The organism is uncultured Kiloniella sp. (assembly GCF_937128705.1).
Taxonomy (GTDB): domain Bacteria; phylum Pseudomonadota; class Alphaproteobacteria; order Kiloniellales; family Kiloniellaceae; genus Kiloniella.
Genome location: NZ_CAKZMP010000182.1, coordinates 1 through 24,242 on the forward strand (window position 1 = coordinate 1; position 24,242 = coordinate 24,242).

Genomic DNA, 24,242 nt, shown 5'->3' on the forward strand with positions numbered 1-24,242 from the left:
ATTTTTGCGTATCTGGTATAATTCATTGAAATTAAAGAATTATATTGATATTAATTAAAAACATTAAATAAGTGTAAATACTAAAAAAATCTCTTTTAATGTTGTTAAATAGAGTGTAGTAACTATTTGACATATCAGATTGGCATTGAATTTTAATATTTACTAAAATTTTGTGTTCAATTTAACGCCCCGCTTTTGACTAAGAACTTGACATCTGTTGAGTTTATGGCTGCTTTGGGGCTGTATTTTTTGTATTTTACCTGCTTGATATAGCAGTATTGCGGAGAAAACGGTGAGCGACCCGTATCTGACACACTTAAAACAGCTGGAAGCTGAGAGTATCCATATCATTCGTGAGGTGGCGGCAGAGTTTCGCAATCCTGTGATGCTCTATTCCATTGGTAAGGATTCTGCCGTTATGTTGCATCTTGCGCGTAAGGCTTTTTATCCGTCAAAACCTCCTTTTCCTTTGATGCATGTTGATACAACATGGAAGTTCAGGGAAATGATCGCTTTCCGAGACAAAATAGCTGCGGAATACGGGTTTGATCTCATCGTTCATACCAATGAAGAAGGCCGTGAGAAGGGAATGAACCCCTTTGATCATGGTTCCGCACTTTATACGGATGTGATGAAAACCGAAGCATTGAAACAGGCGTTGGATAAGTACAAGTTTGATGCAGCTTTTGGTGGCGCGCGCCGGGATGAAGAAAAGTCCCGTGCAAAAGAGCGTGTCTTCTCTTTCCGATCAGAAAATCATCGGTGGGATCCGAAAAATCAACGTCCAGAGCTATGGAATGTGTACAACGCCCGTGTGAAGCCGGGAGAGAGCATTCGTGCTTTCCCTATTTCCAACTGGACCGAGCTGGATATCTGGCAATATATCTATCGTGAAAATATTCCGATTGTACCATTGTACTATTCTGCGGAACGTCCTGTTGTTGAGCGCGATGGTGCATTGATAATGGTTGACGATGATCGTATGCCATTGAAGCCGGGTGAAACACCCGAAATGAAATCGGTCCGTTTTAGAACACTTGGGTGCTATCCGCTTACAGGCGCTGTTGAATCCGAAGCCGCGACTTTACCGGACATCATTCAGGAAATGTTACTGACAACAACTTCAGAACGCCAGGGACGTGTGATTGATCACGACCAGGCTGGCTCAATGGAAAAGAAAAAGCAGGAGGGCTACTTCTAATGGCCCACAAAGATACCCTTATTTCCGAAGATATTCTGGCCTATCTTAAAGCACAGGAAGAAAAAAGCCTGTTGAGGTTTATTACCTGTGGCTCTGTCGATGATGGTAAGTCAACGCTTATTGGTCGCCTGCTTTATGATTCTAAGCTCATTTTCGAAGACCAGTTAACAGCACTGGAAAGTGATAGTAAAAAAGTTGGTACAACAGGCGAAGATATAGATCTGGCTTTGTTGGTTGATGGCCTTCAAGCCGAGCGCGAGCAAGGTATTACCATTGATGTTGCTTATCGCTTTTTCTCTACCGACAAGCGCAAGTTTATTGTCGCGGATACACCGGGCCATGAACAGTATACCCGGAACATGGCAACAGGCGCATCAGGCGCAGAACTCGCGCTTATCCTTGTAGATGCGCGCAAAGGGGTTCTGACCCAAACTAGACGCCATAGCTATATTGTATCTCAGCTTGGTATTAAGAACGTTGTACTGGTGGTCAATAAGATGGATCTGGTTGACTATTCCCAAGACCGATACAACGAGGTTGTCGAAGAGTATCTGGCCTTTGCGGAAAAGTTGGATATACCGAACATTATTACGACGCCGATATCTGCCCTTAAAGGGGAGAACGTTATCGAGCGGAGTGCCGAGATGGCTTGGTACAAAGGTCCGACTTTGCTTGATCACCTTGAAACCGTTGATGTCACCACGGATATAACCGAGACAGCTTTCCGGATGCCCGTTCAATGGGTGAACCGTCCGAACCTTGATTTCCGTGGCTTCAGCGGAACGATTGCATCCGGGCGTATCAAGCCGGGGGACGACATTGCCGTTTCTCCGTCGGGCAAAACATCCAAAGTTGACCGTATTGTTACCTTTGATGGTGATTTGGATGAAGCCATTGCCGGGCAAGCCGTCACAATTACGCTGCAGGACGAAATCGACATTAGCCGTGGCGATATTCTATCCAAAATAGATGAAGTGCCAGAGCTTAGTGATCAGCTAAAGGCGCATATTTTGTGGATGCAGGAAGATGCCTTGTTGCCGGGGCGCCCGTATCTTTTGAAAACGGCTGCAACGACTGTGCCCGTGGTCATTTCTGACCTGCATCACAAGGTCAATGTGAATACCTTGGAAGAACAAGCAGGTAAAACGCTGGAATTGAACGAGGTCGGGGTCTGTAATCTGGCGCTTGATCGAGCTATTCCATTTGATGCCTATAAAGATAACCGTGAAACAGGCTCTTTTATTCTGATCGACCGCTATACCAACGCAACAGTTGGTGCGGGGATGATTGATTTCGGATTGCGCCGCGCAAGTAATATTGTTTGGCAGGAGCTGGACGTTAACAAAGGAAATCGAGCGGAGCAAAAAGGGCAAAAGCCCTGTGTTCTCTGGTTTACCGGATTGTCTGGTGCGGGTAAGTCGACAGTTGCCAACTTGGTTGAAAAGAAGCTCTTTGCTGAAGGTCGGCACACATACACCCTGGATGGGGATAATGTGCGTCATGGCTTGAACAAGGATCTTGGATTTACAGATGCTGATCGGGTTGAGAATATTCGCCGTGTCTCTGAAACCGCGAGCCTGTTTGTCGACGCCGGGTTGATTGTTCTTGTATCGTTTATTTCGCCTTTTAGAAGCGAACGTCGTATGGCGCGAGAATTGATGGGCGAAAGCGAGTTTCTCGAAGTATTCGTGGATACGCCGTTGGAAGTTTGTGAAGAACGGGATCCGAAAGGGCTATATAAGAAAGCCCGCGCTGGAGACATCAAAAACTTTACTGGTATTGATTCCGCTTATGAAGCGCCAGTGAATGCCGAAATTGTTTTGGCCGGCGGAAGTGCGGAACCTGAAGTTTTGGCAGACGACGTTATTGCCCAGCTCAAAGAACGCGGCTTTATATAAAACAAACATAGTTTGTTATTTGGGAAAAGGGGTTGGTAATTTTGCCAACCCCTTTTTTGTGCCTTAATTTTGCGCGAAAGTAGTTAATATTAATACTACCTTAGCCCGTATTGTGGTTTACTTGGTATTTGAGAGATTGAGCTAAGATGATGTTTGATCGCTGGATTGTGATTTTGAGGTAAGGATGATCGTTCACAGATAATAATTATTAGGTCACATCCTAATACCATAGCGGTATTTCGAGTAACGGCTTAGGTGGGGAGATGGATACAGAACTGGACCTCGACTTTAGACCAACATATGACTGGTGCGTGAAGGCTTTTTCTTTGGTGAGAAAGCGCCTTGGCATCAATATCTGTCTGCACGATGATTACGATAAATTCGCAGAGGGTGATATTTATCTTTTTAATCACTTCGCCCGATTTGAAACCATTATTCCCCAATATTTAATTCACGAAGAAACGGGACAGTACTGTCGTTGTGTCGCTGCGGGTGAATTGTTTGAAGGCAATGAGTCTTTTGCCAATTTTTTATACGGTGTCGGTGCTGTACCACATAATCATCCCGGATTACTTCCGTTTCTTGCTGCCGAAATCCTAAGAGGGCGAAAGGTTATCATCTTTCCTGAAGGAGGGATGGTCAAAGACAGGCACGTTGTTGGTTCTTCCGGTGAGTATAGTATCTTTTCGCCAACGGCAAAGATCAGGCGCAAGCACCATACCGGGGCTGCCGTTCTTGCCCTGACTGTCGAACTATTCAAACAGCGTGTTTTGTCTGTGTTTGAAGCCAAAGAATATGCGCGCTTGGAGAGATGGGCAAAAGCGCTGGAAATGGATACAACAGAAGAACTTTTGGCTGTCGCAAGCAAACCGACCGAAATCATCCCGGCAAACATTACTTTTTATCCTATCAGGGCGAGTGATAATATTTTAAGCCGAAGTGCAGAGTTTTTCAGCAAGGGAACTAACCCGAGGCTTGTTGAAGAGATTCTGATCGAAGCGAATATGATCCTCAAGGATTGCGACATGGATATTCGTGTTAGCAAGCCGCTGGACGTGCGGCATGTTTGGAAATGGTGGGAAAAACGCCTGCTTTCAAGAGTATTTAACCAGATTAATTCCCTTGATGATTTTTTCAAACTTTCCCATGCACCGGATACCCTAAACGAAAAGATATTTAAGTTATGCAGTTCCCGTGGCACCAATCGTCTGCGCGACTATTACATGGATGCTATCTATACCGGGGTTACCGTTAATCTCTATCACTTGGCTTCGTCTTTGATTCGATATCTTATTTTGAAAAAAGAAGCTCGAGTTTCAAAGAGAAATTTTCATCGGACGCTTTATCTCGCCATTAAGTTTTGTCAGCGAAAAGCTGATGTTCATCTGCACCGGAGCCTGACAAAACCTGAAAATTATTGGAACCTGAATAAGGGGGATACCTGCGAAACATTGGTGAAATACATGTCTGCGGAAGGCTGTGTTGAACATATAAAAGAAGATGGTGATTACTATCTGTTTGATGAGACAGTTCTTGAGATAACAGGCTATAACACGGTTCGGTTGGAGAATTTAATCCGTGTATATGCCAATGAAGTGATGCCGATAAAAGAAGCTGTTCTCAGTGTTGAAGAAGCTTACGAATCAATACGAGATGTTGAACAATCCACATTGGCATTTCATCTTCTTGATGACGAAAATTTATCTCTTGATTGCGATCGTAAAACTTATACGAAACCACATCATATCGAGATCAATCTCAAGGAAACAGCCTGTGCCCCGGCTGAACCCTATCTAATTGTCCCGGAAAATTGCCGTAAAACGGGTGTGCTTCTGGTTCATGGTCTTCTCGCATCACCCGCAGAGCTTTATGAGTTCGGTCGGGAGGTTTCCGAACAAGGATATGCCGTCATGGGTATCCGCTTGAAGGGGCATGGCACGTCCCCTTGGGATTTGAGAGATCGTCATTGGCAAGATTGGATGGATTCAATCGGGCGAGGCCGTCAAATATTATCCGCTTTTGTTGATGATATTAGTTTGGTTGGCTTTGCAACGGGCGGCACACTTGCCTTACTTGAAGCGGCTCATAACCCTGACGGGATATCATCGGTTTCTGCTGTTTCTGTTCCCTGGCAATTCAAGACCAGTAATCTGTTGTTTGCACATTTGGCACATGGCTATGAAAGACTATCAAGTTGGGTTCCAACGATAGAAGAAAAAGGTGTTTTCAAAGAGCATCCTAGCGAAAATCCAGAAGTTAATTATCGCAGTGTGCCTGTACGAACGACCTATGAACTTCACCAGCTGCACGAACAGCTTCGGGATAACCTGCCGAAAGTTTCCTGTCCTGTAAAACTTTTCCAGGGGATTGAAGATCCAATTGTCGATGCCAAAGGAATTAATGAAGTTTTTGATTTGATCGGGGCCCAGGATAAAGAGTTAATTATGGTCGAATCAGAGAAGCATGGAATTCTATACGAGAACATTGGTAATTGCCGCCAAGGTATTCTTGGTTTCTTGGAAACGATTGATCAGAAAGCGGCTAATCAGCAAGAGGTGACACAAAAGGAACAGTCAGAAGATCGCCTGTATGAAGAAGGGGGGGTGGGTCATGAATGAAACGCCTAAAAAAGCATCTCATACTGGAACTTACCCCGAAGCTTCTTTGATGCGCGATGATGCGGTTCGATCTGATAACCAGTCTCTTTATCAGAATTTGGTGCAGGTTGTTGCTCGTTTCCCTGAACGTCCTTGTGTTGAGTTCCTTGGCCGGAGCTATAGCTACACGGATATTTTTGATCAGGTGCAGTTGGTCGCGGCTGGATTGCAAAGGCAAGGTGTCGGCAAGGGGGACTGCGTGGTCTTGTTCCTGCCAAACTGTCCTTATTTTGTTGTGTGTTATTATGCGCTTTTAAAAATTGGTGCGATTGTCGTTAATTCAAATCCTTTGTATGCACCAGAGGAACTGGAACATCAGCTAAATGACTGCGGTGCAAAGCTTTTGATAACACTGGATGTTAAAGAGCTTTGCGAAAAGGTTGAAAAACAGTTCTCTCAAACACCACTGGAAAAAGTTGTTATTTGTCGGCTTGCCCAAGCGATGCCGACAATCAAGGGGGCGCTATTTTCTGTGCTGCAGTTTCATAAAATATCGCACCCTTCGGGCTCTGAGTTTATAGAGTTTACTGATCTGGCCGAAAGTGCAGAGGGTGCTTATCCGGTAGATGTTACACGTAAGGATACCGCTGTGTTGCAATACACAGGGGGAACTACGGGGAAGCCTAAGGGAGCGGTTCTGAGCCATGGCAATGTTATTGCCAATACAACCCAAGTTGTTGCCTGGTTTTCCGATGCTGTTCCCGGCGAAGAACGTATCCTTGGCGTTTTGCCCATGTTCCATGTATTTGCCATGACCACTGTCCTGAATATGGGAATTGCTCTTGGCGCAGAATTAATTCTACTCCCTCGCTTCCAATTGGGGCAGATGCTTAAGACAATTGACCGATTGAAGCCGACATTAATGATGGGTGTGCCAACTTTGTACGGCGCGGTAAATAATTCACCCGTCGTTGAGCGGTATGATCTTTCGTCTATTAAGTACTGTATTTCAGGTGGGGGGGCTTTGCCTTTGGATACCAAAAAGCAGTTTGAAACCCTAACAGGTTGCATTCTTGTCGAAGGGTATGGTTTGAGTGAGGCATCACCTGTTTGTGCCTGTAACCCCGTTGGCGGGCAGAATAAAGAAGGATCTATCGGCCTTCCGTTGCCAGAGACCCATTTTGAAATTCGGGACATAGAAGCGCCCCATGTCTTGCTAGATATTGGTGAAAAGGGAGAGCTTTGTGTAACGGGACCTCAAGTCATGGAGGGCTATTGGCATAATGAGGAAGCAACTGGGCGTGCAATCAAAGAAGGTCGTCTGCATACCGGGGATGTCGGCTATATGGATGATGAAGGATATGTTTTTCTTCTGGATCGTCTTAAAGATTTGATTATTTGCAACGGATACAATGTTTATCCCCGGAATATTGAAGAAGCGATCAATCGTCATCCTTCCGTGGAAGAAGTCACTGTCATTGGTATCGCCGAGGTCGAACACGGCGAAATTCCCAAAGCCTTTATCAAATTAAGAGAAGGCGCAAGCTTGGAAACGGATGAACTGCTAGAGTTTTTGGAAGAATATTTGTCCCCCATTGAAGTGCCAAGAGAAATTGAGTTCAGATCTGAACTACCCAAAACGATGATTGGCAAGCTTTCCAAGAAAGAGCTTCGTGAAGAAATGTCTTCGACGTAATGATTAAGAGAGAACAGTAAAAAGATATTGGAATACAGAACAGCGGTTCTGAGAACAACAGAGGTAGAAATATGGTCGATATTGTCATTGCAGGTTACGCACGTTCCCCGTTCCATTTTGCGAATAAGGGAGCATTGGCCAAGGTTCGACCTGATGATCTCGTGGCACAGGTCATTAAAGGATTGGTTCACAAAACCGGGGTTGAAGGTAAAACCATTGAAGCGGTGTTTATGGGGTGTGCTTTTCCTGAAGGTGAACAAGGATTAAACGTCGCCCGTCTGGCGGTGTTTCTTGCGGATTTACCACAATCTGTTGGTGGTGCAACAGTCAATCATTTTTGTGGGTCATCCATGCAGGCCATTCACATGGCTGCCGGTGCTATCTCCATGGGGGCGGGGGATGCTTATATTTGTGCGGGTATCGAATCAATGACACGGGTGCCTATGATGGGTTTTAACCCTCTGTTGAATCCGGCTCTCGCAAAGGAATACCCGCCCGCCTACGTTTCCATGGGGGAAACAGCTGAGAATGTTGCTGACAAGTATAGCATCAGCCGTAAGGATCAAGACCAGTTTTCTCTTAACAGCCATTTGAAGGCATCAGAAGCTCAGGGAAAGGGAAACTTTAAGGACGAGATTATTCCTATAAAAACAAATGCGGGCGATATGGTTGATCAGGATGGCTGTATTCGGGGGAACAGTACGATCGACGGATTGTCAGAACTTTCACCCGCTTTCAAAGAAGGGGGGAATGTAACCGCGGGGTCTTCATCGCCTCTGACAGATGGCGCAACGGCTGTTATTGTTTGTACGGCTGATTTTGCAAAAGCTCAGGGGCTGGATGTTCTGGCTAAAATCCGCAGTATTGCCGTTGCAGGATGTGCACCAGAAATAATGGGAATTGGTCCTGTGGCGGCAACCAACAAGGCGATTGCGCGCGCAGGAATTTCTCTTGCTGATCTGGATGTCATAGAACTAAACGAGGCTTTCGCAAGTCAGGCACTGGCGTGTATGGCAGATTTGAAACTGGACGAGGGTAAAATTAATCTGGATGGCGGCGCGATTGCTATTGGGCATCCCTTGGGGGCAACTGGCGCCCGTATTACAGGGAAAGCGGCCCAGTTGCTAAAGCGGGAAAAGGGTAAGTTCGCGTTGGCTACTCAGTGTATTGGTGGCGGTCAGGGAATAGCGACTATTCTGGAGGCCGTTGAATGAAGGGAATAGATAAAGTTGCCGTTATTGGCGCTGGCGTTATGGGGGCTGGTATTGCAGCGCAAATTGCGAATGCCGGTGTGGCTGTTTTGCTGTTTGATCGCCCGTCAGAAGATAACGAAGATCGCAATAAGATAGCAAAAGATGCTATTGGTAAACTGGTCAAAAGCAATCCTGCTGCTTTGATGAACAAGCGGAATGCTAAGCGCATTACACCTGCGAACACAGAAGATGATCTCAAGCTGTTAGCTGACTGCGATTGGGTCGTTGAGGCTATTATTGAAGATGTAGCAATTAAGCAGACGCTCTACAAAAAAATAGATAAATGCCGCAAAAAGGGCGCAGTTGTCTCGTCGAACACCTCTACTCTGTGTCGCGAACAACTTGTTGCTGATTTACCCGAAAGTTTCAGACGCGATTTTCTGATTACTCACTTCTTTAACCCGCCTCGTTATATGCGGTTACTGGAACTCGTCTCGGGTTCTGAAGTATCCGAAGAACAGTGCAAACTTATTGAGAGATTCTGTGATCGCAGCTTGGGTAAGGGCGTTGTTCATTGTAAGGACACGCCGGGATTCCTTGCTAATCGTATCGGTATTTTCTGGCTGCAATGTGCCGTTGTCGAGGCCATGAAACAGAATATTTCCATAGAAGTTGCAGATGCAGTAATCGGACGGCCTTTTGGTATCCCCAAAACAGGTGTTTTTGCCCTTTTGGATATGGTTGGCTTGGATCTTATGCCCCATGTTCTTTCATCAATGTCGGGAAGCCTGCCGCCTGAAGATCCTTTCCACGAAATTTATCAGGAACCGGAGTTGATCAAGACGCTTATTGCTGATGGTTATACCGGGCGTAAAGGCAAGGGGGGCTTTTATCGTCTAAAGCCTGATAGTGCTGAGAAGATAAAAGAGGCGATTGATTTAAAGACAGGTCAATACACAAAAGCGGAGCGTCCCTCCGTCGCAATTGTTAAAAAGGCTGGTCGTAAGAACCCGCGCAAGGTTTTTGAAGATGACAGCCCTGCTGGACGCTATGCCTGGTCTGTTATGTCAAAAACCTTGGCGTATGCAGCATCACTTGTCCCGGATGTTTCTGACGATATTGAAGCCGTCGATGAAGCCATGCAACTGGGGTACAATTGGAAGTATGGCCCTTTTGAGCTGTTGGATCAAATTGGCGTAGAATGGTTTTGTACTAGATTGCAGTCAGAAAACACAGATGTGCCTGCTGTGCTGAACTCTGTTGGTAAGGGTAAGTTCTATCGTAAATCCAAAGGTTTTAGGGAAGTTTTTGGGCATGAAGGTCAATACTTAAAACGCTATCCTAATGCCGGGGTTCTTAAGCTTGATGATATTAAAGCGAGATCAAAGCCTGTACTGCGTAATCCTTCTGCATCCCTATGGGATCTTGATGATGACGTCTTGTGCCTGGAATTTCATAGCAAAATGAACTCTCTCAATCTTTGGACCTTATCTATGATGGACCGGGCAAGAGAGAAAATTGAAACCAGTGAATACAAAGCACTGGTTGTTTATAATGATGGAACCAACTTTTCTGTTGGGGCGAATATAGGCTTAATGTCTGTTGCTGCCAGACTTTGGGCCTATCCCTTTATCGATTATATGGTTCGTCGCGGTCAGGAAACCTACAAAGCATTGAAATTTGCACCATTCCCTGTTGTCTCTGCCCCTTCGGGGCTTGCGCTTGGTGGGGCTTGTGAACTGCTTTTACACAGTGATGCGGTACAGGCACATGCCGAAACCTATACCGGGCTGGTAGAGGTGGGCGTTGGTATTATTCCCGGATGGGGTGGGTGTAAGGAAATGATGTGTCGCTGGGCACTGGCGACGGACACGCCAAAAGGACCAATGCCGCCTGTGTCCAAAGTCTTCGAATTGATCGGACTGGCGCAGGTTGCCAAGTCAGCAGAAGAAGCCCGGGATATGAAAATCATTCGGGCGGGTGATGGAATAACCATGAACCGCGACCGTGTTCTTGCTGATGCCAAAGAGCGTGCGCTTGAACTGGTTTCTGGGTATCACCCGCCAACAGCGGTTGAAATAACCCTTCCGGGTGAAAGTGGAAAAGTTGCCTTGGATCTGGCTGTGGCTGGTTTTCGAAAATCAGGGAAGGCCACGCGACATGATGTTGTCGTTTCGGCTGCTCTTTCCACTATCTTGAGTGGAGGAGATACCGATATGACAGGCAACGTCAGTGAAGACAAACTGTTGGAGTTGGAGCGTGAAGCGTTCCATGCCTTGTGCCGTCACCCTGATACGATTGAGCGCGTACACCACATGCTCAAGACCGGTAAGCCGCTGAGGAATTAGCCGTCGTTTAGAAATTTGGCCAAAGTTTGAGATTAATAAATCAAAAGAAGAAGAGGTTCCCGTTATGATTATCCTTTTCACATTCCTACTTGCGATTATTGTTCTCGCGACGCTGTTATATCGCGGGCAAGGATTTTGGGGATGGGTGTTGGCTCTTCTTGTACTTATTGCTGGGGGTGATCTCGCCGGGATGCCAACCGTATTAACTGGATGGGCAATCATCTTTACAGCTGTTCTTTCTGGCTTGTTTGGAATTCAAGGCATCAGGCGGCCTTTTCTCACCGCAGGATTGATGAAAATTGTCAAACGCAGCCTGCCAAAAATCAGCGAAACAGAACAAACTGCATTGGATGCAGGTACCGTGTGGTGGGATGCTGAAATATTCAGTGGTCGTCCGGATTGGACGAAGCTGGAAGAATTTAATGTTTCTGGACTAACAAAAGAAGAACAGGCTTTTGTGGATGGGCCAGTCGAAGAAATTTGTCAGGAAACAGATGATTGGAAGATCGCTCAAGACCGCGATTTGCCCGAAGAACTCTGGCAAAAACTAAGGGACATGAAGTTTTTTGGGATGATCATTCCCAAAAAATACGGGGGGCTCGGTTTTTCTGCCCAGGCGCATTCTGCTGTGGTTTTGAAGCTCTCATCTCGATCTCTGCCTTTGTCCGTTATTGTGATGGTGCCTAACTCTTTGGGGCCTGCGGAACTTTTACTTCACTATGGGACGGAAGAACAAAAAGATCACTACCTCCCTCGTTTGGCCACCGGGGAAGAGATGCCCTGTTTTGCTTTAACAGAACCAAAGGCGGGGAGTGATGCGGCCTCTATCCAAAGTCATGGTGTTATTTGTGAAGAAAAAATAAAGGGCGAGAAAGTTCTGGGTATTCGCCTTAACTGGCGCAAACGCTATATCACGCTGGCCCCCGTTGCGACGGTTATTGGATTGGCCTTTAAACTAAGTGATCCCGATGGTTTGCTGGGCGATAAAGAGGATCTTGGGATAACCTGTGCCCTGATCCCGAGAGATACAAAGGGCATGTCAATTGGACGACGTCATGATCCGATGGGTATTCCTTTCCCAAATGGTCCCATTGAAGGCAAAGATGTTTTTATTCCAATAAGCTACGTTATCGGTGGAGAATATGGCGTTGGTCAAGGTTGGCGCATGTTGATGGAATCCCTTGCGGCCGGTCGATCAGTTTCTCTTCCGTCCTTGTCTTTGGGGGCGTCACAGTTGGCGACCCGTGTGACCGGGGCCTATTCTGCCGTTCGTCGGCAATTCGGATTACCAATCGGAAAATTTGAAGGGGTCGCGGAGCGTCTCGCGCGAATTGGAGGCTTAACTTATGGGATGGATGCGGCGCGTCAATTGACCTGTGCCGCTGTTGATGCTGGTGAACGTCCTTCCGTGTTATCGGGAATTGCCAAGGCCTATTTAACCGAGAACATGCGGACAGTTTTTTTGGATGCTATGGATATATTGGGCGGTGCAGCCATTTGCCGCGGCCCAAAAAACCTTCTGAGCAGAGCCTATGATGGACTACCCATTGCCATTACTGTTGAAGGCGCGAACATTCTGACCCGGTCCATGATTATCTTTGGGCAGGGCTCCATTCGCGGACACCCCTTTGTTCCCAAAGAGCTGGAGGCTGTGGCAAAGAACAGCCTCAAAGATTTTGATGATGCTTTCTGGGGGCATATCAACTTTACAGTTTGTAATGCCGCCAGAGCTGGGATTGATGGTTTGACCGCAGGCCGGTTTCTTAAGGTCAAAGGGACGGCAAAAGCGCGCCGCCACAAACAGTTGATCACCCGCTATTCGTCTGCGTTTGTTTTGGTCGCGGATGTTTCCATGTTGCTTTTGGGGAGTAGTTTAAAGCGGCGCGAAACGCTCAGTGGGCGTCTTGCGGATGCTTTATCCTGGCTCTACCTGGCGACAGCAGCAGTGAAACGTTTTGAGGATGAAGGGAGTTTGAAAGAAGACGAGCTTTATCTGGACTGGTTTTGTGCCCATGCCTATCAGGAAATTGAACAGGCATTGCTAACAATAACACATAATTATCCGGTTAAGTTTGTCGGAACGATGCTTCGGTTACGTTTGTTCCTGTTGGGCCGAAAAGCCCATGGTCCGACTGATATGCAAAACATTGCGCTGGCTAATCGTATGATGGGCGACCTTGGTGGGCGCGAGAAACTGTCTCGTGATATTTCCGTCTCGGATAACCCGGATGATGCCATGAGCGCTTTGGAAGAAGCCTATCGTAAAATGCTGGCTGTTATTCCACTGGAATCCCGTATCCGCACCGCCCGTAAAACTGGTATTTTGAGGGGTGTTGCACGCGAAGATCTTTATCATGCCGCTGTTGAAAAGGGTGTTGTTGATGAGGGCGAATACCAGCAGTTGCTGGAAGCGCAAAACCTAGCGGATGCCGTCGTGGAAGTGGATGACTATAGCCAGACAGCTTACAAAAGGCTTAAGGGATGAGCTGTTTTTTTTAGTTGTCCTCATTAAGAGATAGTTTCCGAACGTTTGATGGGAGAAGGCATCAAACGTTCGGGAGTAAAGCTATAAAAGGTGAGATTAAATTTTATTTTCTTGAACTTCGGCTTTTATAACTGTCTCGAAATACTCGATTGTTTTCTGCAAACCTTCCTTAAGCTGTACTTTGGGAGACCAGGATAGATCTCTTGTAGCTATAGATATATCCGGCTTTCGCTGAGTGGGATCATCTTGAGGTAAGTCTTTGTAGATAATTTTCGATTTGGATCCTGTCAGTTCAATAACAAGTTCGGCAAGCTCTTTGATCGTAAATTCGTTTGGATTACCGACATTTATTGGTCCGGTAACTTTGTCATCTGTTTGCATCAATAAGATCATAGCTTCGACAAGATCATCACGATAACAGAATGACCGGGTTTGTGTTCCATCCCCATAGATCGTTATATTGTCGTTTTGCAATGCCTGCATAACAAAATTTGAAACAACACGTCCATCATTGGGGTGCATACGCGGGCCGTAGGTATTGAAAATACGTAAAACTTTTATCCGCAGCTGATGTTGACGCCAGTAATCAAAGAAGAGTGTTTCAGCACAACGCTTGCCTTCATCATAACAAGAACGAATACCTATTGGATTTACATTACCCCAATAGTCTTCTGTTTGTGGATGTACTTCGGGGTCTCCATAAACTTCAGACGTCGAGGCTTGCAGGATTTTGGCATTGGTTCTTTTGGCCAGACCAAGCATGTTTATAGCACCGTGCACTGATGTCTTTGTCGTTTGCACAGGATCGTGTTGATAGTGGATAGGGGATGCTGGACAGGCCAAGTTGTAGATCTCGTCAACTTCTACGTAGAGAGGGAAACAGACATCATGCCGCATTAATTCAAATCTTGGATGTCCGATAAGGTGCTCTACATTTCTTCTGGTACCAGTAAAGTAGTTATCAACACAAAGCACTTCGTTCCCACGCTCTAGCAGTCGTTCGCAAAGGTGGGAGCCTAGAAAACCTGCTCCGCCGGTGATCAATATTCTTTTGTTCATTTTGTTCTACCTTGGGCGCTCACCCTACTTGACGGTCAAGAATGGCCTAATGCTGTAGCCAAGCATTGTTCCACTGTTGCCGGATTAAGTGTCATGTTGCTTTTATTGTCTATACTATCTGCAATCAAGTATTGATAAGAATGACGCATAGAGTGAGACAGATTGAAATAACATTGATTAATTTCAACGTTGCTTGGATGGAATTCAATTACGTTTCCACCTTCTGGCATAAACATAATGTTGGTTAAACCTGCTCCGTGGGGGGCGATAATAAGTTCGCAAGAAGCTGCGAGCTCTATTTGTTCTGTGAAAGAGAGCTTTTCGAAACAGACAGGTTCGACATTAAATTTATTTAGAATTGGTAAAATTTCATCTTCATTCGCGACAAGACGGTTGGGTGCCATTTTACGGCTGATATACACACGACGTTTGGGCGGTGTTGTTTTTGCCCAAGGCTGTCTGAACTTTTCGGCAACTGCCCTTATTGTCGGTGAATGATTGTTACCGACATCTCCTGCGTAGGTTGGTAAGAATAACTTCTCAAACCTTATGGAAGCGAGATCATGTTTTATATATTTAGGCTTATTCTCTCCTAGAAGTTCCAACGAAATTGGGATGAACTTAGGATTTATACAAATTTTAGACAGATATAATTGTGCGGTTACACCATTTTTCCGAGCGAGATATAGACGGGGAATTGTATCTGTTAGCCAATGATAATAGTTGTAACTCCAAACATCAGAGATCCAAAGACCTTCTGAGGATTGTTGTCTTTGAAGGTTGGAGAGGAATAAGCGCAGTCTTCCCTTTAACCTTTTTTTTCGGGCATCTGGTTGCCTGTGTGGGTTAAAGGCTTCTCTTACAACGTTGGCGTCTGACCAGACCCATCCGTTGCCAAGAATTACAGCATCATCAATTGTCAGTAGATCACTTCCTGGAACGGTTTGTTCTATTGCATTTTTGAAGAGATGCTTGTCATCCGATTTGATATTTCTTGGATAATCACGACGAACAATTATAGCCTCTGTTAGGGATGTTCGCTGGATTTTATCAGGCTTCATAAAGGAAGTGCCTCTATCAGACTTCTAAATTTAAGGTTGCTTGTCCTATTACATAATCCAATAATTGGAGCAACTTAATTATGACAAACTGGTCTTAAATGAACAAAGAAGCAGTTCTATTTTAAGCTTTTAAAATGGTTCTATAAAATCAATGTAATTGTACTAATTTGGCTTCAAGATCCGTAAAATTGTTAAGAAAAACAGGTTGTAAGTAAAGGTAAATTATAGCACTTATCAGTTTCAGAGTGATAAGCTAATTTAATTAGGCGATGGGTAACTCTCGTATTGTAATATCAGGGCATGATTTTAATTGTTATCCGATTGATGTTAATCAATAGAGATTGAATAAACCTTGAACTATATAAGCTGTGATATACAGCAAATAACATCAGCGTGTTTTAATGACATGATGTGCTTTTGTTGAAGAAAATTCGACATAGAAGAAAGATTGCTGGGGGAAAGTATGGAACGGTATGAACTTGTTGTTATCGGAAGTGGGCCATCAGGGCGGCGGGCTGCTGTTCAGGCTGCGAAATGGAACAAACGAGTTCTTGTTATTGAAAAAAGTCCTGCGATCGGCGGTGTTTCTGTTCATACCGGTACATTGCCAAGTAAGACACTACGGGAAACAGTTCTGAACTTGTCAGGTTGGCGTGAGCGTACTTTCTATGGTCGTTCCTATCGTGTGAAAGATAATATTACCGCGGAAGACCTTCTCGAACGGTTGCATATGACCTTGCAGCACGAGGTGGACAATCTTGAGCATCAGTTTGTCCGTAATAAAGTTGATTGGATACAAGGGCTTGCACACTTTGTTGACTCTAATACGCTTGAGGTTGTTGATGACGAAGGTGAGGTGACGTCTGTGCATGGTGATAAAATTCTTATTGCCACGGGCACGCAGCCTCACAGGCCTGATTACATTCCCTTTGATGGGGAGACGATCATTGATAGCGATGAAATTATTGATTTAAAAACCTTGCCGAGGTCACTTGCCGTGATAGGCGCCGGGGTTATCGGTATTGAATACGCGACCATATTCAGTGCATTGGATGTTGCCGTAACGGTTATTGAGCCAAGAGAGACGATGCTCGATTTCATTGATCGAGAACTTATTGCTGAATTCACGCACCTTCTCAGACAGCAAAATGTCACTTTCCGTTTTGGGCAAGGGGTCGAGAAAATCACGAAGATCGAGGGCGGAGGTAATACGATTACGCTGGAAAACAAGCGTATCGTTAAGGCCGATATGGTTCTCTTCTCTGCTGGGCGAATGGGTGCGACTGATAAACTGGGGCTTGATAAAGCTGGCATAACGGCTGATCATCGTAACCGAATTCAAGTTAATGAAAATTTTCAGACTGAGGTTGACCACATTTATGCTGCGGGGGATGTCATTGGCTTTCCGAGTTTAGCGTCAACATCCATGGAGCAGGGACGCATCGTTGCCTGTCACGCATTTGAGCAAGATGCTTATGACGCGCCTGAATATTTCCCTTATGGAATTTATTCTGTCCCGGAAATGTCGACGGTTGGTATGTCAGAGGAAGAAGTCCAACAGCGGGGTATTCCATACGAGTGCGGTGTTTGTCACTTTCACGAAACCGCTCGGGGACAGATTATGGGCCTCAGCCACGGTATGATGAAAATGATTTTCTCGCTTAAAACCCGACGTCTTCTTGGGGTGCATATTGTCGGGGAAGGGGCGACAGAGCTTATTCATATTGGGCAGGCCGTTCTCAATCTAAAGGGCACGCTGGAATATTTTGTTGAGAACACATTCAACTATCCAACCCTTGCCGAGGCTTATAAGGTCGCAGCGCTGGATGCGTGGAATAGAATGCCGTCTGAATAGTTTAGGTAAGAGAATTGCGCTCACGGTCAGTTTCTACGAACCAGACCGTGAGCTTTTAGCTGATTTATGTTTCTATTTTTATCTGTGGTTTGTGATGAATTGGGAAATTCACCGATCTGGCAATAAAGCATAGTTTATTTGCGTCATGATGCAGTTGTATGGCTTTTTCTTTGTCAGAGCCCTGACTAATGGTCACAATCGGATTAAGTGTTGCGGCTGTAAACTGCCCACTACCATCTGGATTCATGGTCATTGTCGCTGTTGACGTATCTTGATAATCGACGATAACGATTTTATTGACTGAACAGAGATGCAAATACCACAGCATGTGACAGGACGAAATCGATGCCAATAAAAGGTCTTCGGGATTATGTCGTGTGGGATCTCCACGAAATGCAGGATCCGAAGAGCCTGACAATGTGGTTTTTCCTTCTATTATAATGTCATAATGGCGATCATAGGCTTTGTAGTTGCTCGTCCCGCTTCCCTTGTTCCCTGTCCAGGAAAGGTGAGTTCTGTATTGATGCTCTTGGCTCATCGGTATAATCCCGTCGCAGCGTGTTCATTCTGGTAAAATCATACGCAATTAATTTTATAAATAAAAATGTTTGTTTTTGATCTTTATTAATACAAAAATGAATAGATGAGTGATTGGGATGATTATCGATATTTTCAGGCCGTTATTAAAAACGGTGGGCTTTCTGCTGCTGCGCGAGAGTTAGGCGTAAGCCAACCAACGGTTGGTCGGCGGATTGCCGCGATGGAAGAGCGCCTAGGGCAACAGCTTTTGGAACGCGATGGCAAGTATGTGCGCCTGACGGCCTATGGCTTGTTGCTTGCGAAGAGGATAACGCCCCTTGTTGAAACGGCGTTTCGCCTTGAGAGAGAGTTGGAAAGCTTTGGCCAGCGTGATTATCCGCCCGTTCGCTTGACGGCAACCGAGGGATTGGCCGCTTATTGGTTACCACAGGTTGTTGCTCAGCTTCAAAGGCGTGAACCCGACCTGAGAGTTTTATTATCGCCGGGTAATCAATTAGAGGATATACATCGTGGTGATGCAGATATCGCCTTTAGAGTTCACGGGCGAAAAGATACGGAGCTAGTTGAAAAAAAGATATTCGCCTTAAAAAACGGTTTATGGGCTTCGGAAAAATATCTCGAAACCTATGGTGAACCGAATTCTGAGGAGGACTTAACTTTACATAAGCTTGTTGGGTTTAATGAAGCCTACATGTCGATGCCTTATATGGAAAACTTTGCATCTCGCCCGCTTTCTAAAAACATTGTTTTTCGATCCGATAGCGTGCCTGTCCAAGCGCAAGCAGTTCTGGCAGGTGTCGGTATTGGTGTTTTGCCTGATTATATCGCAACACATATGGGGCTTTGTAGGGTCAATTGGCAAGGTTCGATACCAGAAACAGAGATCTCTATGGTTTGCCATCCCGAAGCGCTTCAAAATCCGCACGTTAATTTTCTGTGGCACAAGTTTTTACAAGATGGAGCCAATTTAATGACTTCCCTTCAGGCCTAAGATGTCGTTGTGACACCCTAGGCCTGAAGGGTAGTCATTAGGGCAGGATTATTATGTTTTTTGCCTTTGTGAAATAATGGTGATGACAATACCGATGGCTATTATGCCTGCTCCGCCCCAAGTAAAAAGACTATAACGTTCGCCGAGAATAAAGGTAGCGGTTAGAAGACCGACGGCGGCGGCAACATACCCAATCTGGCTGAGCAAAACTGGACCGCCTTTTTGTTGCAGTCTGAAGAAAACCGGAAAAGTTAAGCCAGCTACAACAGCTTGTGTTGCTGCGATCCATGGGATTACGGCAAGTTCTGAAATCCGGACGGTTCCTGTAGTGGCAAGAAGCAAGGCAATAAACACTAATATTGCAAAGCCGTGGCTCCAGAATGCAAGGCTGTCTGGAAGTGCATTTTCCGGCCAATCAATGGTTCTATAGATATTACCGCATGCCAGTGTCAGGGGGATCAGGATTGCCGCGATAATCCAGATAAGTTCCGGGGCTTCTGCTGAACCTGCACGAGTGATGCTCACTACGATAGCACCGATGAGGCCAATGCCTATACCGACTAATCCTAAAAAATTAGGTGTTTTTAATTTGAATAAGGTTGCAAGTGCTAAGGTAAACACAGGTGAGAGCGCAAACATTAATCCTGTATATCCTGCTCCGGCATGGGGAATAACACTAAAAAGAAGCAGGTTCGGAATAACAAAAGAAATAAGAGACGATATAATCGCGTAACGTAATGTTTTTCCTTTGGGTATTACGAGCTGTTTTCGAAGAGCTAAGCTTGGTAGTATAAGGCTAGAGACCCCGACAGAAACCAAAAGCGCCCAGATCATAGGCGAAACGTTTGCTTCACCTGCGATCTTCCCAAGAGGAAAGTTGAAACCGATTAATGTGCCGGTTATCAGGAGAAGACTGGTAGGGCTTTTCAATACATTTTTACCCTTTGAGTTGTTTCCTGAGGCATTGTCTGTTGTTGATAAACTCATTTATCTTCTCCTGAGTACGAATGTACTTATTGTTAACTAACACTCAAAAAGTGCTTGGTGTGAAGCATTATGAAAACGTGCCAGAAAAAATAATTTCAGTACTAGAAAGGCGTTGGCTGGGAATTTCTCTTTCCTGTAGTTCAGGGGCAAGAAAGTTCGGGTCCGTGTTTTTACCAACAGCAACAGCAATTTCGACTTTGTAACGGTCTGGTAGGTTTAATGCTTCTTGTGCTTTGTCGAAATAAAGGCCAGCCATTGCGTGGGCTTTGTATCCACTAATAGAAGCCTGAAGGGCTAGCTGAGCCCAGGCTGCCCCTGTATCAAAACTGTTGTAATTTGATGGGCGGTCTGGCCGTGTACCATCCCCAGAGACAATCTTGTCCGATATAACAAAAACCAATGCTGATGCGTTTTGTGCCCAACTTTTATTGAAGGGGTCTAATAGATCCAATTGTGTATTCCAGTATTCATCACCACGATGGGAATAAACAAAGCGCCAAGGCTGTACATTAAATGCTGAGGGCGCCCATCTTGCTGCTTCCAAAATGGTTTGAAGATCTTCGTTCGGAATATTGCTGCTGTCAAAAGCACGGGGTGACCACCTGTTGATAAATAATGGATCAATTGGGTGGTTCGGGGTGCGGAGTGGAAGTGATGTATCTGGCATAACGCAATCCTTTACTATTTCCAGACCCTTTACTGCTTATGGGCCTTTACAATTTTTGGGGCGTCATGTATCTCTATCTAGGATAATTTGATATAAGATATTTTGACGTCAAATAATTTGATATCAAAATAAATAAGGATTGTTTAGTGATGAGTCAAGTCCCCAAAAAGTCGATTCCCAAAAAGGCTGTTATTTCGTCGACAACAGAAGGCGGCCCAATGGAAGGAATTTTAGCGCAATGGCGTCGTGAGAGGCCTGATATAGATCCGGCGCCGATGGCTGTTTGTGGTGAAATTTGGCGGGCCGGGGAAAAGCTTCGGCAGGGCGTTTTAGATAATATTTCTAACTACAATCTGGATTTTGCCGGTATGGATGTGTTGTTCACCCTACGCCGTCAAGGAAAAGGAGAGACGTTGTCTCCTTCGTTGTTAGCTAAAGATATGATGTTATCAACGTCTGCGATGACCAATCGGCTTGATCGTCTTGAGAAACGTGGCCTTATTGAGAGAATGATGGACCCAAATGACAGGCGAGGGCAAATGGTCGCCTTGACTGATGACGGTTTTGACTTGGCAAATGAGATGGTGGTTACACATGTAAAAAAAGAAGAGGCTATGTTATCAAATCTATCTGATGAAGAACGCCAACACCTTCGCCATCTATTGGCAAAGATCGATTGATTAAGTGCTTACTGGATATTGAGGTCAGATATGATAATAGCCATTTGGCTTTACCGGTTCTGGTAAGTTCTCTTCATTAAGTGTCTCTAGTAGGTTAATTTCGATATTGCGAGACATTGTTGTCAGCGCGAGATCGTGTGCTGATGTGCCAAAAGGATCTTCTAACTCTTCGCCCAAAGCATCCAGACCAAAAAAGGTGTATGCGATTATTGCTGTTACAAAAGGTGTCATTATGCCCAATGATGTAACGAGTCCAAAAGGAAGGCAAAAACAATAGATATACGCTGTTCTGTGGAGGAGTAAGTTATAGGCAAAGGGCAGAGGTGTATTGTGTATCCGTTCACAGGCGGCGAGAATGGTTGATAAGGAAGTCAGGCGTTCTTCTAGGTTCCTTGCCGAGATTTCACCTATGAATTCTTTCTGAAGCATCTGCTGCAGTTCTTCGCCCATAAGATTTAGAATGAAGTTTGGTTTGTGGCGCACTTTGTTTATTTGTTCTAGATCATCGCAAGATAGAAACCTATGAACATCATCGTTATAGTCAGTACCTCTGAGGTGGTGGCGTAAGGCATGTGAAAAGCCGATTGCGAGTTGTACAAACCGCGTTTGATGGGCTTTACATTCCAAATCCTTACTTGTTATTTCAGTGAGTGACACGCTGCCTTTTGTATCTTTGACCCAGGTGTAGGTCTTCACTTGTCTGGCGAGAGAACGCGTGTCGATAATCAACTGTCCCCAGAGTTTTCTCGCTTCCCACCAACGTTCATAAGAAGCGCTATTTCTAAAGCCCAGAAAAATTGAGAGCGTCACACCAAATAAAATAAAGGGTGTAACCGTTAAGGGTGGTAGATAGGTCGGCGCGTAAAGGTGAACAAAATAAACCAACAGTCCTAGCAAAGCCGTAAAAAGAATTTGGGGTGCGATCGTTGGAACTATTGACCCCTTTAGAACAAAAAATAATCTGAATACATTAGGCTTGTCCCTGATAATCATTTGGATGCTTTCCAGATATAAGAACGTTGGGGCAAAATGAAGTGAGCATCGCAAAATTAGATGAATTCAAGGGCTTCGCAATTCGAAAATTTGGTATAATCGTTTTGATGTTTCGAATAGAGTAAAAAAATCAGTTTACTACACACTGTAGCGCTTTTGGGCCTTTCTGAAATCACCTATCCTTTATATTTTGAATGTGCGGTAAACAGAGTCCATTCAACAAGTTTTTTCGTTACCTTGCCTAGCCCTTCATCGAAAGCTGAAACTATAGAGTTCAATTGATCTGATTGGGCTGGAATCCTTGCCTCGAAACTTTGGGAGCCAATAATTGTTCGCCGGGGCATTTGTACAATTTTCGCGTTAATGACAACCCTGACCTCTGGCGTATTGCCAAAATAAAGAGTTTGAAATTCGCGGAGTTCAGTTTTGAGAATAAAATCTGATCTTAGGCCGATGGTTTCTCTACCAACTGCCACAATTCTATCGGTATTTTCAAATGATTCCACAAGCAGCGTCTGGACCATGATCGGGGCTTTGTCGACCCACCCGGCATTGGCGTAATATTCCATCTGATTGGCTTTACGCTGTAGCGCAATCTTTGTTGTGTTCAAGCTGGCATTGGCCGAAGTTTGTTCTAAGACCAGCTGCCATGGAACCTTTGGTAAGTCTTGGTCAAAGGTGCTTTTGGGCGATAGGCGATAAAGGTCAGGAAGTGGACCTTGTCCGGGAATAAGAGTTGCACAGGATGCAAGAAGGCCAGAAACAGGAAGCAAGCCAGCAAGTTTCAGGAAGGTGCGTTTTTTATTATCTGTATCGTTCATTGGGCTTACTTACTCTGTCATTGTCGTTTTTGGGCATTTTCGCCTATCTTTTACGTATAGTGGGGCCAGAATTATCGTTTTTCCAATTATAAAAAGCCATTTTTATATATTATTCCGGTGGCTCAAAGCCCTTTTGCTTATCGCCAAAAAAGAACCTAGCGGGATCTCGCTCTATTTCCCCGGCGATGAGTTGTAGGTCCCGGACAAGAGTTCTTGTTTCTGACAACAGGTTGGAAAATTCATAAAGCCCTGTGGATGTGAAGTCTTGAAGAGGTTCTCTGTTTTCCCTGATAAGGGCTTCGACCTGGTTACTGGTACTTGCAAAACTGCGAGCTGTTTGTTGAAAATCCTGTACGAGAATTTTGATTTCCGGGGTGCTTTCGCCAACAAGATTATCAATTGATACGGCGGCGTTATCCAACGAGGTGATCGCATGGTTAGTTTTGTTTATTATCTCTGTGCTGCCCTGACGTAGTTCATCAGTTAACTCTTTTACCGATACAGAAACGGCCTTCATATTGCTGGCAGTAACGGCGGTGTCGTCGATAAGACCTGAGATTTGATTTTCTTTTTCAGCAAGGGCTTTTGTCAGGGCTTCAATGTTCTTAAGCGTTAGGGCAATACTTACTCTGTTTTGGTCATTCAGTAGATCGTTGCCGCGAGCAAGAAGAACATTGGCGCTTGAGACCAGTTCTGGTGCTCCTTCTAATAACTGATCTAGCGCGGATGTTTTTGATTGTATGACAGGGTGGCCATAGGGGCCTTCTTCGACAAGTGGCGCAGACTGCATATTACCAATTGTCAGTTGGATGGATTTAACACCTGTAATCCCCTCTAGCTGGAGTGTCGCTGTGGTGTCTTGCTTTACGGGGGTGCCTTCTTCTACTTCTAAAAGGATAACAACTTCTTCTGCTGGTTTGTCCGGCGACAAGGCAACATCAACGACTTCTCCTACGTTGACGCCATGATAGCGAACTGGGCTTCCGGGTTTTAGACCTGTAACATCCCCTCGGTAAATAATGTTGTAATTGGCATAGCTTTGATCTGATTCAAACTTTGCGAGCCAGACCACAAAGGCGAGAGCCCCAATAAAAAAAGCAATGACAAAAGAGCCGACAATCATATGGTTTGCACGGGTTTCCATTATATCTCCTTACCGGGAAAATATAT

At 45.1% G+C, this 24,242-nt stretch carries 18 protein-coding genes; 10 read left to right on the top strand and 8 right to left on the bottom strand.

Annotated features, from left to right (window positions below):
* Nucleotides 1-292: 292 nt before the first annotated feature.
* The 7 genes from cysD to Q0241_RS09995 all read left to right on the top strand — a co-directional run bounded on the left by cysD (nt 293) and on the right by Q0241_RS09995 (nt 13,418).
* Nucleotides 293-1,201 (top strand): sulfate adenylyltransferase subunit CysD, encoded by a 909-nt coding sequence (gene cysD / locus Q0241_RS09965; protein ID WP_299376838.1) that lies wholly within the window; start codon nt 293-295, stop codon nt 1,199-1,201.
* Entirely contained in the window at nt 1,201-3,099 is a 1,899-nt protein-coding gene (gene cysN / locus Q0241_RS09970) for a sulfate adenylyltransferase subunit CysN (RefSeq protein WP_299376841.1), read from the top strand. The genes cysD and cysN overlap by 1 nt, the downstream gene beginning before the upstream one ends.
* Before the next feature lie 263 nt (nt 3,100-3,362).
* Nucleotides 3,363-5,717: an alpha/beta hydrolase gene (locus Q0241_RS09975; protein ID WP_299376844.1), complete on the top strand. Its 2,355-nt coding sequence runs from the start codon at nt 3,363-3,365 to the stop codon at nt 5,715-5,717.
* A complete protein-coding gene (locus Q0241_RS09980; protein WP_299376847.1) occupies nt 5,710-7,392 on the top strand; it encodes a long-chain fatty acid--CoA ligase in 1,683 nt (560 codons plus the stop codon). Before Q0241_RS09975 ends, Q0241_RS09980 begins: the two co-directional genes overlap by 8 nt.
* A gap of 71 nt (nt 7,393-7,463) precedes the next feature.
* Nucleotides 7,464-8,606 (top strand): thiolase family protein, encoded by a 1,143-nt coding sequence (locus tag Q0241_RS09985; protein ID WP_299376850.1) that lies wholly within the window; start codon nt 7,464-7,466, stop codon nt 8,604-8,606.
* A complete protein-coding gene (locus tag Q0241_RS09990; protein WP_299376853.1) occupies nt 8,603-10,933 on the top strand; it encodes a 3-hydroxyacyl-CoA dehydrogenase/enoyl-CoA hydratase family protein in 2,331 nt (776 codons plus the stop codon). The genes Q0241_RS09985 and Q0241_RS09990 overlap by 4 nt, the downstream gene beginning before the upstream one ends.
* A gap of 64 nt (nt 10,934-10,997) precedes the next feature.
* Nucleotides 10,998-13,418: an acyl-CoA dehydrogenase gene (locus Q0241_RS09995; protein WP_299376855.1), complete on the top strand. Its 2,421-nt coding sequence runs from the start codon at nt 10,998-11,000 to the stop codon at nt 13,416-13,418.
* 96 nt (nt 13,419-13,514) lie between these two features.
* Here Q0241_RS09995 and Q0241_RS10000 read toward each other — a convergent pair whose 3' ends face one another.
* Nucleotides 13,515-14,477 (bottom strand): UDP-glucuronic acid decarboxylase family protein, encoded by a 963-nt coding sequence (locus Q0241_RS10000; protein ID WP_299376858.1) that lies wholly within the window; start codon nt 14,475-14,477, stop codon nt 13,515-13,517.
* Between the two features lie 35 nt (nt 14,478-14,512).
* The gene (locus tag Q0241_RS10005) at nt 14,513-15,538 is read right to left on the bottom strand and encodes a glycosyltransferase family 61 protein (protein WP_299376861.1); all 1,026 of its coding nucleotides are present in this window, start codon (nt 15,536-15,538) and stop codon (nt 14,513-14,515) included.
* 463 nt (nt 15,539-16,001) lie between these two features.
* Here Q0241_RS10005 and sthA point away from each other — a divergent pair, with 463 nt between their 5' ends.
* Nucleotides 16,002-17,393: a Si-specific NAD(P)(+) transhydrogenase gene (gene sthA / locus Q0241_RS10010; protein ID WP_299376864.1), complete on the top strand. Its 1,392-nt coding sequence runs from the start codon at nt 16,002-16,004 to the stop codon at nt 17,391-17,393.
* 64 nt (nt 17,394-17,457) lie between these two features.
* Here sthA and Q0241_RS10015 read toward each other — a convergent pair whose 3' ends face one another.
* Nucleotides 17,458-17,931, bottom strand: a complete 474-nt coding sequence (locus Q0241_RS10015; RefSeq protein ID WP_299376867.1) for an OsmC family protein — start codon at nt 17,929-17,931, stop codon at nt 17,458-17,460.
* Nucleotides 17,932-18,036: 105 nt separating this feature from the next.
* Between Q0241_RS10015 and Q0241_RS10020 the strand changes: the two genes are divergently transcribed.
* The gene (locus Q0241_RS10020) at nt 18,037-18,924 is read left to right on the top strand and encodes a LysR family transcriptional regulator (RefSeq protein WP_299376870.1); all 888 of its coding nucleotides are present in this window, start codon (nt 18,037-18,039) and stop codon (nt 18,922-18,924) included.
* Nucleotides 18,925-18,975: 51 nt separating this feature from the next.
* Here the strand turns inward: Q0241_RS10020 and Q0241_RS10025 are convergent, their stop codons facing one another.
* Complete coding sequence (locus tag Q0241_RS10025) at nt 18,976-19,911, bottom strand: DMT family transporter (RefSeq protein ID WP_299376873.1); 936 nt, start codon at nt 19,909-19,911, stop codon at nt 18,976-18,978.
* Between the two features lie 67 nt (nt 19,912-19,978).
* A complete protein-coding gene (locus Q0241_RS10030) occupies nt 19,979-20,578 on the bottom strand; it encodes a nitroreductase family protein (RefSeq protein ID WP_299376875.1) in 600 nt (199 codons plus the stop codon).
* 149 nt (nt 20,579-20,727) lie between these two features.
* On the opposite strand from Q0241_RS10030, the gene Q0241_RS10035 reads away from it, so the two are divergent.
* Nucleotides 20,728-21,258: a MarR family transcriptional regulator gene (locus Q0241_RS10035; protein ID WP_299376878.1), complete on the top strand. Its 531-nt coding sequence runs from the start codon at nt 20,728-20,730 to the stop codon at nt 21,256-21,258.
* Between the two features lie 24 nt (nt 21,259-21,282).
* On the opposite strand, the gene Q0241_RS10040 is transcribed toward Q0241_RS10035, so the two are convergent.
* The 3 genes from Q0241_RS10040 to Q0241_RS10050 all read right to left on the bottom strand — a co-directional run bounded on the left by Q0241_RS10040 (nt 21,283) and on the right by Q0241_RS10050 (nt 24,216).
* Nucleotides 21,283-22,251, bottom strand: coding sequence for a bestrophin family protein (locus tag Q0241_RS10040; RefSeq protein ID WP_299376881.1), 969 nt, complete (start codon nt 22,249-22,251; stop codon nt 21,283-21,285).
* A 176-nt stretch (nt 22,252-22,427) separates the two neighbouring features.
* The gene (locus tag Q0241_RS10045; protein WP_299376884.1) at nt 22,428-23,072 is read right to left on the bottom strand and encodes an ABC-type transport auxiliary lipoprotein family protein; all 645 of its coding nucleotides are present in this window, start codon (nt 23,070-23,072) and stop codon (nt 22,428-22,430) included.
* Between the two features lie 109 nt (nt 23,073-23,181).
* Nucleotides 23,182-24,216 (bottom strand): MlaD family protein, encoded by a 1,035-nt coding sequence (locus Q0241_RS10050; protein ID WP_299376887.1) that lies wholly within the window; start codon nt 24,214-24,216, stop codon nt 23,182-23,184.
* Between the last annotated feature and the right edge of the window lie 26 nt (nt 24,217-24,242).